Genomic DNA, 12510 nt, shown 5'->3' with positions numbered 1-12510 from the left:
GCATCCCCTCAATGTGGTTTGCCTCTGGCACGTATCGTGAGTGCTTGCGGACGGTACGCAGCCGCAACAGCGCGTAAGGCGAGCGGAATTGACCGCCGGGCGGACGGGGGAGGCGTCGTGGACGAATACGCGGGACGGGTACTCGCCGACCGCTATCGCCTGCCTCTGCCGCCCGCGGATGAGTACGAACTCGCGGAGACGCGGGCCTTTGACACCTACAGCGGGCAGGAAGTCCTGGTCAGGCAGGTGCCCTTGCCCGAGGTCGTCGACGCGGAAGTGCTTGAGCTCGACGAACGCGACCTCCCGGAGGGGGAGCTTCCGGCCGGGTTCGTGAGTGCGGGGGCGGTGCGGCGGCCGTCGGCGCGTACGACGCGGCGGCCATCGGATCCGGCGGTGCGCCGCGCGATAGAGGCGGCGCAGGCCGCGGCGCAGATCCCCGACCACCCGCGGCTCGACCAGGTCTTCGACGTGTTCGCCGAGGGCGGTTCGCTGTGGATAGTCAGCGAGTTGGTGGCGGCGAGGCCGCTGGCCGCGCTGCTCGCGGACCGGCCGCTGAGTCCGTACCGAGCGGCGGAGGTCGCGGCGGACGTGGTCACAGCGCTGCGAGTGCTGCACGCGCATGGCTGGGTCCACCGGAACATCACCGCTCGCACGGTTCTGGTCTGCGACGACGGCCGCGTGGTCCTCACGGGCCTCGCGGCGGGCGCGGCGGAAGAGGCGCTGTGCGGGTACGACCCTCGGCCCGAGGAGTTCCTCGCGGGGTTCGAGGGCGGGGGCGCGGCTGGTGCGGACGCTGAGGCCGGTGGTGGGCCTGATGAGCGCTATGGCGCCCCTGGAACCCCTGGCGCCCCTGATGCCTCCGATATCCCTGTCACTGGTGAGACCGATGACGCCTACGGGCCCTATGAGGCGTACGAGGCGGGGTACGAGACCGCAGATTCCGCCGTCTCGCGGGGGCCGTCCGCGATCGAGGCCGCCCCGGCCCCGGCCCCGGAGCCCGGAGGCGGTGCGCGGGCGGCAGCACGGACCAGCGCCATGGCCGCGTATCGGGCCGGGGCACGGGCCGCGGCGCGGGTGAACGAGGTCGAGGGGCGCCGGAGCGGGGAGCTGCCGGCCCCCAGGAGCGGCGGATCGTCCCGTCAGGGCGGTCGGGGCGGCCAGGGCGGTGACCCGGCGAGGGCCCAGGGCCGCGAAGGGTACGACGAAGGGGAACCGCACAGCAGCGGCGAAACTGAGGCCGAAGCCGAAGCCGCCGGGCGAATCCTGGACCCGTACGGCGTCGGGGGCGCGAAGCCGTGGCACGGGGCGGTGCCGAGGGGCGGAGCCCCGGAGGGTACGAGTCCCGGCGCAGGCAGGAGCGTTGGACGCGCCGGAGGCCCTGCCGGAGGTCTCACCGGCGCGGAGCCCACCAGCGCCGGAGGTTTCACCGGCGCGGAGCCCACCAGGGGCGGGCCCGGTGGGCACGGAAGCCAGGGCGTGGCCGGTTCCGCGGTCAGCCGTGGCGGCCCGGGGGCGATCCCTGCCCCCGCCACCCCCGATTCCGCCACCCCTGGCCCCGCCACCCCCGACCCCGCCACCCCTGCCCTCGGCCCCGCGACTTCCGCGTCGTCCGGCCACAGTTACTGGGACGCCCTCGTCGCCGAGCGGAATGGGCCCCGGCGTGGGCCCGCCACCGCGCTGGCCGCGGAGCGGGCCCGGCACGCCCGGATGACGGTGGTCGGAGGTGTGACCGAGCGGTGGGCGCCCGAGCAGGCCGGACCCGTGCACGAGAACTGGCAGCTCGCCCCGCCCATCGGGCCCGCCACCGACCTCTGGGCGCTGGGCGCGCTGTTGTTCCGGGCCGTGCAGGGCCACGCGCCCTATCCGGAGGAAAGCACTTTCGAACTCGTCCAGTTGGTGTGCGCCGAGCCGCCCGCCTTCGCCGAGGAGTGCGGGGCCCTGCGGCCCGTCGTCGAGTCCTTGCTCCGTCAAGACCCCACCGAGCGTCTCGACATCGAGGAGCTGAGCGGCTGGCTGCGGTCGCTCGTGCGCTCGGCGCCCGAACCGGAAGCCGGTGTGAACGTCGTGCCCGCGCCGCCGTTCGACGCCCGGCGGCTGCCTGTCGTACGCCGTCGCGGTGAGGTCGTACGGCGCAAGAAGCGGCGCGCTCCCGCGCCTGCCGCCACCCCGAGCTCCCGGCAGAACGGGCGCCACAAGCACAAGCACAAACGAGGGCGCGAAGCCGGGCAGGCAGCCGCCGCGCCCATGCCCAAGGGGGCCGCGGCTCCCGCACCCAGGCGGAGCGGGACAGGACGGCCACGGTCCCTGGGGCGCCTCCTGCTCCTGCTCATCCTGGTCGGCCTGGCCGCGGCGATCGCGTACGCCATGGTCTTCATGCCCAAGTCGGGGGAGAACGAGGGCGGCGAGCGTGCGGGCTCCGCAGGAGACCCCGGCACCAGCCAGGCGCCCGATCCGGCCGGCAGTTCCAGCGCCCGGCCCAGCGAGGACGGCAAGTCCGACGAGCCGAACGAGAAACCGGAGAAGAGCCCCAGCTCGCAGAAGCCACAGACCAGCGGGCCCGAGGTGCCGCAGGGCTTCACGCTCCGCAAGGACGCCGAGGGCTTCCGGATCGCCGTGGCCAGCGGCTGGGACCGGCAGCCCAAGAACGGGCGGGGGCAGGTCGTGTACACGAAAGGCGACTTCGAGCTGATCGTGGTGCCGGGCCGGGACGGCACGGACGAGTACGGCAGCGATCCCATGAAGTACCAGCGCGAGCACGAGCGCGAGTTGCAGCCGTTCCGCGACTCGACCTGGGCGGTGTCCTCCGGGATGCGCAGGATCGACGTGGGTGGTCGGGTCATGGGCGAGGGGCAGTTCACCTGGAACGGCCCGGACGGCGGCGAAATCTTCGTACGCAATCTCGCGATGATCGTCGGCGGGAAGTACCACGTCGTGCAGGTCAGGGGGCCCGAGGCCGAGCGTGACGAGGTGGACCGGCTCTATGAGCAGGCGTCGGCGACCTATCAGGTGACCGATTGAGCACGAGCCATCGCCCAGCGCTCATCGCCTGCCGCCTGCCGCCCGCCGCTCATCGCCTCTAACTCATCGATCGTCAGCCATTGCTTCCCATCCGTCATGGTCCACTTCAGGAACGGTGTTTGACTGTTCCTGACCATTCCTGACTGTTGTTTCGCGGTGTCTCTCGGCCGCGGGAACGGCCCGGAGTCGTTGCGTCGCGCGTCACAGTGAGGTCTCCGAGCACCCCCGGAGGTTCCGCGTACGTCGGCCGCTCCCTAATCTGTGCCATGTCAGAACCATTGCGGGGGATCGTGAATCAGATGCAGGGCCTGCTCCTCGCGGGCCGCTACCGGCTCGGAGAGTCCATCGGCCGCGGTGGCATGGGACGGGTGTGGCGCGCGCAGGACGAGGTGCTGCACCGGACCGTCGCCGTCAAGGAACTGACGGCCGCGCAGTTCGTGGCGGAGGCCGACCGCGCGATCCTCTTCGCCCGTACGCACGCGGAGGCGCGGGCCGCAGCACGGATCAACCACCCCGCGGTCGTCACCGTCCACGACGTCCTCGAGTACGACGACCGGCCCTGGATCGTGATGGAGCTGGTCGAGGGCTGTTCGCTCGCCGACGCCGTCAAGGAGCGGGGCCGCATCGAGCCCGCCGAGGCCGCCCGCATCGGCCTGTGGACCCTGAAGGCCCTGCGTGCCGCGCACGCCGCCGGTGTCCTGCACCGCGACGTCAAGCCCGGCAACGTACTCCTGGCGGACGACCGGCGCATCCTGCTCACCGACTTCGGGATCGCCGCGATCGAGGGAGACACGACGATCACGCGGACCGGCGAGGTCGTCGGGTCCGTCGACTATCTGGCGCCCGAGCGGGTCAGCGGCGCCAACCCCGGGCCCGCGTCCGACCTGTGGGCGCTCGGCGCGACGCTGTACACGGCGGTCGAGGGGAACTCCCCGTTCCGGCGTACGTCCCCGCTGGGCACCATGCAGGCCGTGGTCACGGAGGAGCCCGCGCCGGCCAAGTACGCGGGGGCGCTGGCCCCGGTCATCAGCGCGCTCCTCCGCAAGGACCCGGACACCAGGCCGACCGCGGACGTCGCCGAGTTGATGCTCGCCGAGGCGGCGGAGGGGCGACGGCCGAGCGCGGCGCAGGCGTACGTACCGACGCAGATCCACGCCACCTCTCAGCAGCCACATCAGCCACAGCAGACACAGCAGCCACGGCCTCAGCCGCAAGCACACACCTCACCGCAGGCGCACACACCGCCGCCGGCACACACCCCTCCACAGACGCACACCCCGCACTTCGGCCACCACACCGGAGAGCCCGGCACTGCCGTCAACGGGAACGGCTATGGAACCGACTACGGGAACGGCTACGGGAGCGGGGACACCGCCGGTTCCTCCGTCTCCGCCGGTACCGCCGTCCACAACGCCCATCAGCCGACGCCTCGCTCCCCGAAGCGTCGCAAGGGGCCCGCGATCGTCGCGGCGGCAGCGGCGGTCGTGCTGCTCGGTGGCGGAACCGCGGGCTACCTGTACTACGCGGACGGCGACGACGGCGGTACGCAGCAGTCCAGCGACGGCGGCCCGGGCAAGACCGTCGGCGGCATCCCCGAGGACTGGCATCGCGTGAAGGACGCCGAGGGCTTCAGCATGATGCTGCCCAAGGGCTGGGAGCGCGAGGCCGACGGCAGCCAGATCGACTACACGCCCGACCACGGACGCCATTTCGTGCGCATCGGCATAGACCGCAACCCGACGTGGGAGAGCCCCTACACGCACCAGCTGGACCTGGAGAAGAACTCCAAGGTCAAGCTGCCCGAGTACAAGCGACTGCAGTTGGACCAGAACACCTTCCGCGACCGGCCGGGCGCGCTCTGGGAGTTCAGCTGGACAGCGGGCGCGAACGACACGACCGCGGGCCCGCGCCGCGCGATCGAACAGATGTATCTCGGCCGTGACGGCGTCGAGTACGTGATTTACATGTCGTCCCCGGCGGGCGACTGGAGCAAGGCGCGCCAGCAGTTCGACGCGATGCTCCGTGGCTGGCGGGAGCGCTGAATGCGCCCGCTCGCGACCGGGGTGACTGGGACGAGCGGCCGGAACCAGTCCGCCGCGCACGCCCGCAGGGTCCGACCGCAGACGTGTGGGGCATGATGGCCGCATGGGGAGCGTGGGGGACAACGCCCGGGTCATAGCTGGCCGTTACCGCCTGGATGCGCGGCTCGGCAGGGGTGGCATGGGCGTGGTCTGGCAGGCCACGGATCAGTTCCTCGGCCGCCAGGTCGCCGTCAAGGAACTCGCCCTCGACGACACGCTCTCCGAATCCGATGCGACGCAGCAGCGCGAGCGGACCCTGCGCGAGGCGCGGGCGGCCGCGCAGCTGAGACATCCGCACATCATCGTCGTCCACGACGTCGTCGTGCAGAGCGACCAGCCGTACATCGTCATGGAGTTGATCGATGGCGGTTCGCTCGCCGGGCGTATCTCGCGGGCGGGCCCGATGAGCGCGCGGGAAGTGGCCCGGATGGGCATCGCCCTGCTGGGTGCGCTGCGCGTCGCACACGCCGCCGGGGTCCTGCACCGCGACATCAAGCCCGCGAACGTGCTCATGGAGGAGGCGACCGGCCGTGTCGTCCTCACCGACTTCGGGATCGCGCAGGTCAGCGGGGCGACGACGCTCACGGAGATCGGGTCGTTCGTGGGCTCGCCCGAATACACCGCTCCCGAGCGGATGTCGGGCGAACGGACAGGGCCCGAGTCCGACCTCTGGTCGCTCGGCGCGCTCCTCGTCGCCGCGCTGACCGGTGAGTCGCCCTTCCGCCGGGATTCGATCAGTGCCGTTCTGCACGCCGTCGTCTTCGACGAGATCCGCCCGCCGCCGGCCGCGGCGCCGTTGCTGCCCGTCATCCTCGGCCTGCTCGAACGCAACCCCGACCGGCGGCTCGGCACCGTGGACGCGGAGCGGCTGCTGCGGACGTACGTCGACACGGGACGGATGCCGTCGACGCCCGCGGGCCGGGCCGGCGGCCAGCCGGCGGCACTGCCGACCGGGCGGCTCGGCGGCTACACGCCCACCTACCGTGACCTGCCCACGCGCCCGCCCGCGCAGTCGGCGGGCCCTTCCCGTCGCCGACGCCGGGCCATGCTGATCGCCGCCGCGCTCGTGGCCGCGGTGGCCGGGGCCGGGGTGTCCGCCGCGCTTCTGATGAGCAGGGACGGCAACGGTGGCGGTACGCCCACCACGCCGGCCACGCAGTCCGCGCAGACGAAGACGGTGAGCCCCTCCCCTTCGCCGACCCCGACGGTGACGGTCACGCGCGGCTCCCGTACCCCCAAGCCCTCCACGCCCGAGGCACCCGAGGGCTACCACGTGAGGAAGGACCCGCGGGGTTTCACGCTCGCCGTGCCCGACGGCTTCACGCGCGAGGTCGACGGGCCCCGCACCTTCTACAAGTCGTCGGGCGGCACCTTCCGCATAGGCATCAAGGAGTCGACCCCGGAACCCGGCGGCCCGCTCGCCGTGCAGCGCCGCTCCGACGCCAAGGGACCGGAGAACAACCCCGGTTACCGGGACGGAGAGGTCACCGAGACCTCGCACAACGGACGGCCCGCGGCCCTCTGGCAGTTCAGCTGGGACGGCTTCACGGAGGCGGAGGGCGACCGGCACACGTTCGACCTGTGCTGGGAGGAGGGCGGCCGGATGTACGACGTATGGGTGTCGGCTCCGGTCGGCAAGGCCAAGGAGGGGCGGCGGTACTTCGACACGGCGGTGGACTCGTTCGTACGCCGTTGAGGCGCCGCCCGTAAGCCGCTGACGCTTCGCCCGTACGCCGCTGAGGCTCCGCCGGGCGCGTCACTGTCACAAGTCGGTGACCCGAGTGGAACGCGGGGCCGTCGGCAAGGTAGTCATGGGGCATGAGTAATGACGGGGGAGCCTCCTACGGCCCGTACGAACCAACCAGTTACGGACTGCAGCCACCGCAGCCGCCGGAGCAGCCCCAGTCGCAGCAGCCGACCGCGCGGCACCCGGTGGGGCAGCAGCACCCGGCGGGGCAGCAGCCGGCGGGATCGCGGCAGCCCGGCGCACCGACGCCGCCCCCGTCGCCGTACGCCCAGCCCACCCAGGTGGTGCCGAACCAGCCGTCCGAGCCGGAGCCGGGCGCGGGCCGTCTGGTCGCGGGCCGTTACCGCCTGCTGTCCAAGCTCGGCCACGGCGGCATGGGCACGGTCTGGCGCGCGAAGGACGAGACGGTGGATCGCGAGGTCGCCGTCAAGGAACCCCGTATCCCCGACCATCTGCCCGAGCGCGAGCGTGCCAACGCCTTCGAGCGGATGCGCCGCGAGGCGCGCGCCGCGGCCCGCCTCGACCACCCGGCCGTGGTCAACGTCCACGACGTGGCGGTGGAGGACGGCCAGCCGTGGATCGTCATGGAGCTGGTCCAGGGCCGCTCGCTCGGCGCCGCGCTCCAGGAGGGCACCCTGGGCGCCCGCGACGCGGCCCGCATCGGCCTAGAGGTCCTCGGCGCCCTGGACGCCGCGCACCAGGCGGGCATTTTGCACCGTGACGTCAAGCCGGACAACGTGATGCTGGGGCGGCACGACCGTGTCGTCCTCACCGACTTCGGCATCGCCCAGATCGAGGGCGAGACCAACCTGACGGACACGGGCGGCTTCGTCGGTTCGCCCGAGTTCATCGCCCCGGAGCGGGTCCTCGGCCAGCGTCCGGGACCGGCTTCCGACCTCTGGTCGCTCGGCGTGGTCCTCTACGCCGCCACGGAGGGCGTCTCGCCGTTCCGGCGCAGCAACACCCCCGCCACGCTGCAGTCCGTCCTGAACGCGACTCCCGCGGCGCCCGCTTCGGCCTCGGGACCGCTCGCGCAGGTGATCAACGGGCTCCTGATCAAGGACCCCGCCCAGCGCCCGCGCGCCGCCCAGGTCCGCGCCCTCCTGGAGGAAGCGGCGCAGCCTCCGCAGGCGGCGCCGACGCGGGTCGTCCAGGTCGGCGGTGGCGGTGGCGCCTCGGGCGGCAAGGGCGTCACCATCGGTCGCAAGGGGCTGCTGGGGATCGGCGCGGTGGTCGTCGCGGCCGTGGTCGCAGGCGTCCTGGTCGTCACCAACCCGTTCGCGGCGGACGAGGCGGACAGCTGGAAGACGCACGAGGAGAAGGCGCTGGGCGCGACGCTCGCGGCGCCGCCGGCCTACGTGAAGTCCGTGCCCGACGGCATCAACAAGACCGAGCACTGGGTCCGTTACACCGATCCGAGCACCGCCATCTCGATCACTCTGTACCTGCAGAAGAAGTCCGAGGACACCACCGGGCAGATGGCGGGGTCCGCGGCAGCGCAGGCGTACAGCGACGGCGACGGGATCGAGAGCGGCGACCAGAGCAACATGGCCGAGACGCCCGCTCCCCGGAGCAGGACGGCGAAGACCTCGTACAAGGACCGGGAGTCCGCCGAGAACACGGTCACGTACGTCGACGACTCGGACTCGGACTCGCCGAGGCCGCGCGAGGCCAAGGTCTTCTACTACAAGACCGCCAAGCCCGGTGACATGTACAAGCTCTGGGTCGACTATCCGGGCAAGGGCGATTTCGTCGAGCGGGGCCGTGAGGTCGCCGAGACGGCGATAGCCGAACTGGAGATCGCGAAGCCCTGATCCGCGGTCCTCTTCCGCGTGCGCCGGTGGAATGGGTGGCATGTTGTTGATCAACTGCGACTAAGCCCCTGATCAGGGGCTTTACCGCCAGTGAACGCTGGCATCGTGTGTGTGCTCGGTGAAAGCTGATTACCGACGGGTACCCAAATCCCTGACCTCGGCCTACGCTCACCTCCATGACGGACTCGCAGGCCACCGCAGCGCCCCTCGGCACGAACCCGATAGCCACCGCCCCCGATGGCGCGCGCACCGCCGCCGACGTGGTGACTCCCGAGCTCATCGCGCAGCTCACCCGCGACGTGATCGGTTCGGGACGGACCGCCAACCACACGCCGTTCACCGGCGAGAAGCTGGCCGACCTGCCCGAGTCCACCCCCGAGGACGTGGCCACCGCCTTCGAGCGCGCCCGGGTCGCCCAGATCTCCTGGGAGCGCACGCCGGTCCGGCAGCGCGCCGCGGTCCTGCTGCGCTTCCACGACCTGGTCCTGCAGCGCCAGGCCGAGGTCCTCGACCTCATCCAGCTGGAGACCGGCAAGGCCCGGCTGCACGCGCACGAGGAGCTGCAGGCCGTCGTCGTCGCCGCGCGGCACTACGGCCGCAAGGCCCCCGCGTATCTGAACCCCAAGCGGCACACCGGTGTCGTACCGACCCTCACGAAGGTCACCGAGAACCGTCAGCCGCGCGGTGTGGTCGGCCAGATCGCGCCCTGGAACTATCCCTTCGAGCTGTCCATCGGCGACGCCCTTCCCGCGCTCGTCGCGGGCAACGCGCTGGTGATGAAGCCCGACACGGAGACCTGCCTGACCGCCCTGTGGGCGCGCGACCTCATCATCGAGGCCGGTCTGCCCGCCGAGGTCTTCCAGATCGTCCTGGGCGACGGCCCGGTCGTCGGTCCCGAGATCGTCAAGCACGCCGACTACGTCTCCTTCACCGGCTCCACCCGCACCGGCCGCGAGGTGGCGCAGGGCGCCGCCGGCCGGCTCGTCGGCGTCTCGCTCGAACTGGGCGGCAAGAACGCCATGCTGGTCCTGCACGACGCCGACATCGACAAGGCGGCGGCGGGCGCGGTGCGCGCCTGCTTCTCGTCGGCGGGCCAGCTGTGCATCTCCATCGAGCGTCTTTACGTCCATGAATCGATCGCGGACGAGTTCGTGGAGCGGTTCGCCACGCGGACGAAGGCGATGCGGCTCGGCCGCTCCCTCGCGTACGGAGCGGAGATGGGCTCGCTGGTCGGCGAGCGGCAGCTGGAGACCACGAAGCGGCACGTCGACGAGGCGGTCGCCAAGGGCGCCACGCTGATCGCGGGCGGCGTCGCCCGGCCTGACATCGGCCCGTTCTTCTTCGAGCCGACGATCCTGGACGGCGTCGAGGCGCCGATGGCGGTGTGCGGCGAGGAGACCTTCGGTCCGGTCGTCTCCATCTACCGCTTCACCGACGAGAACGAAGCGGTCGAACTCGCCAACGCCACCTCGTACGGACTGAATTCCTCGGTCTGGACGAAGGACGGCAGCCGGGGCCGCAAGATCGCCGCTCGCCTGCGCACCGGCACGGTCAACGTGAACGAGGGCTTCGCGCCCGCCTACGGCAGCGTGCAGTCGCCGATGGGCGGCATGAAGGACTCGGGCCTGGGCCGCCGGCACGGCTCCGAGGGCATCCTGAAGTACACCGAGGCGCAGACCGTCGCGCACCAGCGGCTGATACCGCTCGCGCCGTCCTTCGGCATGGACGACGAGAAGTACGCGGCGTTCATGAGTCTGAGCCTGAAGGTCATGAAGTCACTGCGCATGCGCTAGCCGGGCGGCGGATCCGGGTCGTGACGGGCCCGGGTCCTCAAGAGCCTTTCTCTAGGGGTTAGTTCTCAACGAGGAGAGTCGATGTCACAGGAGAGCTCTGTCCAGGAACAGCCGGACAGCGAGGCGGGTGGGTACGACGACGCGTCGTACGACTACGACGTCATCGTCATCGGGTCCGGCTTCGGCGGCTCCGTCTCCGCTCTGCGGCTCACGGAGAAGGGCTACCGCGTCGGCGTGCTCGAAGCGGGGCGCCGCTTCACCCGTGAGTCGCTCCCGAAGAACTCCTGGGACCTCAAGAACTACCTCTGGGCACCGGCCCTCGGTCTCTACGGCATCCAGCGCATCCATCTGCTCGGCAACGTGATGGTGCTCGCCGGGGCGGGCGTCGGCGGAGGTTCGCTGAACTACGCGAACACGCTCTACGTGCCCCCCGCGCCGTTCTTCAACGACCCGCAGTGGAAGGACATCACGGACTGGCAGGACGAGCTCGGCCCCTACTACGAGCAGGCCAAGCGCATGCTCGGGGTGCGGCTCAACCCGACCACGACTCCGTCCGACATCCACCTGAAGGCGACCGCCCAGGCCATGGGAGTGGGCGACAGCTTCCACATGGCGCCGGTCGGTGTCTTCTTCGGTGACGAGCAGGACGCCTCGGGTACTTCAACGGCCAAGCCCGGCGAGGAAGTTCCCGACCCCTACTTCGGAGGCGCGGGGCCCTCGCGCACGGCCTGCAGCGAATGCGGCGAGTGCATGACGGGCTGCCGGCGCGGCGCGAAGAACACCCTCAACGAGAACTACCTCTACCTGGCCGAGAAGGCGGGCGCCGTCATCCACCCGATGACGTCCGTCGTCACCCTCACCGAGGACTCGCGGGGCGGTTACGCGGTCGCCACGCTGCCCACCGACGGCAGGCGCAAGGGCAAGGGGAAGACGTTCACGGCGCGCCAGGTCGTCGTCGCGGCGGGCACCTACGGCACGCAGACGCTCCTGCACCGCATGAAGGACACCGGCCTGCTCCCGCGCATGTCCGCCAGGCTCGGCGCGCTCACCCGCACCAACTCCGAAGCGCTGGTGGGCTCGCAGACCACCGACCGCCGCTACCGCAAGCAGCACGGCGCCCAGAAGGTGGACTTCACCAAGGGCGTCGCGATCACCTCGTCGATCCACCCGAACGCCACCACGCACATCGAGCCGGTCCGCTACGGCAAGAAGTCCAACGCGATGGGCAGCCTGACGATCCTCCAGGTGCCGTACAGCATCAAGGGCGGCAAGGCGCGCGTCGCCGGTTGGGTCGGCAACGCCGTCAAGCACCCCTGGCTGGTGGTCCGCTCGCTCTCCAACCGGCGCTGGTCGGAGCGGACCATCATCGGCCTGGTCATGCAGACGCTCGACAACTCCCTGACCACATACCGTAAGGAAAAAGGCATCGGCAAGGGTCTGCTGACCGCGCGGCAGGGCCATGGCGCTCCCAACCCGAAGCAGATCCCCGAGGCCACCGAGGCCGCGTCGCTGCTCGCCAAGGAGATCAACGGCTTCGCGGGGTCGAACGTGGGCGAGCTGATGGGTACCCCGCTGACCGCGCACTTCCTGGGCGGCTGTCCGATCGGCGACTCCGCGGACACCGGAGTCATCGACCCGTACCACCGCCTCTACGGCCACCCCGGCATCTCGGTCGTCGACGGCGCCGCGGTCTCCGCGAACCTGGGCGTGAACCCTTCCCTGACGATCACCGCGCAGGCCGAGCGCGCGATGTCGTTCTGGCCCAACAAGGGCGCCGAGGACACGCGGCCCGCACAGGGCGCGCAGTACGTGCGTCTCGCCGCCGTCGCGCCGAAGTCCCCCGCGGTACCGGCGGACGCGTTCGGCGCGCTGAAGCTGCCCTTCCTGGGGATGCCTGCCGTGCCGGCCAAGAAGTAACCCGGGCGGCGGCCGTAGAGACGGCTCTTCAGCTACGTACGTAACTACTGACCTTGTTGGCGTGATGTCGCGAGGGCTGACAAGTCTTGGTTTTCGCAGTAGGCCGGTCATATGAGGTATCCGCAAGGGGGTGGGCTGAC

The 12510-nt window shown here is 71.2% G+C and carries 6 protein-coding genes; all 6 read left to right on the top strand.

The features are described 5' to 3' along the window. The first annotated feature begins 117 nt into the window (after positions 1 to 117). The 6 genes from AB0I94_RS39845 (at position 118) to AB0I94_RS39820 (ending at position 12370) form a co-directional block, all read left to right on the top strand. A complete protein-coding gene (locus tag AB0I94_RS39845) occupies positions 118 to 3018 on the top strand; it encodes a protein kinase (protein WP_363314706.1) in 2901 nt (966 codons plus the stop codon). A 299-nt stretch (positions 3019 to 3317) separates the two neighbouring features. Further along, entirely contained in the window at positions 3318 to 5060 is a 1743-nt protein-coding gene (locus AB0I94_RS39840) for a serine/threonine-protein kinase (protein WP_363314738.1), read from the top strand. Between the two features lie 103 nt (positions 5061 to 5163). Then, positions 5164 to 6795: a protein kinase gene (locus AB0I94_RS39835; RefSeq protein WP_363314705.1), complete on the top strand. Its 1632-nt coding sequence runs from the start codon at positions 5164 to 5166 to the stop codon at positions 6793 to 6795. 122 nt (positions 6796 to 6917) lie between these two features. After that, positions 6918 to 8660, top strand: a complete 1743-nt coding sequence (locus AB0I94_RS39830) for a serine/threonine-protein kinase (RefSeq protein ID WP_363314704.1) — start codon at positions 6918 to 6920, stop codon at positions 8658 to 8660. Between the two features lie 176 nt (positions 8661 to 8836). Then, the gene (locus AB0I94_RS39825; protein ID WP_363314703.1) at positions 8837 to 10453 is read left to right on the top strand and encodes a succinic semialdehyde dehydrogenase; all 1617 of its coding nucleotides are present in this window, start codon (positions 8837 to 8839) and stop codon (positions 10451 to 10453) included. A gap of 81 nt (positions 10454 to 10534) precedes the next feature. After that, complete coding sequence (locus tag AB0I94_RS39820) at positions 10535 to 12370, top strand: GMC family oxidoreductase (protein WP_363314702.1); 1836 nt, start codon at positions 10535 to 10537, stop codon at positions 12368 to 12370. The last annotated feature ends 140 nt before the right edge of the window (positions 12371 to 12510 follow it).

The organism is Streptomyces sp. NPDC050147, assembly GCF_040660195.1.
Taxonomy (GTDB): domain Bacteria; phylum Actinomycetota; class Actinomycetes; order Streptomycetales; family Streptomycetaceae; genus Streptomyces.
This window is presented reverse-complemented; position numbering and strand designations above follow the sequence as displayed.

Excerpts from the sequence above, each read along its gene's own strand:
- AB0I94_RS39840 (WP_363314738.1), top strand. The coding sequence starts at position 3,318 with ATGCAGGGCCTGCTCCTCGCGGGCCGCTACCGGCTCGGAGAGTCCATC.
- AB0I94_RS39835 (WP_363314705.1), top strand. The coding sequence starts at position 5,164 with ATGGGGAGCGTGGGGGACAACGCCCGGGTCATAGCTGGCCGTTACCGC.
- AB0I94_RS39830 (WP_363314704.1), top strand. The coding sequence starts at position 6,918 with ATGAGTAATGACGGGGGAGCCTCCTACGGCCCGTACGAACCAACCAGT.
- AB0I94_RS39825 (WP_363314703.1), top strand. The coding sequence starts at position 8,837 with ATGACGGACTCGCAGGCCACCGCAGCGCCCCTCGGCACGAACCCGATA.
- AB0I94_RS39820 (WP_363314702.1), top strand. The coding sequence starts at position 10,535 with ATGTCACAGGAGAGCTCTGTCCAGGAACAGCCGGACAGCGAGGCGGGT.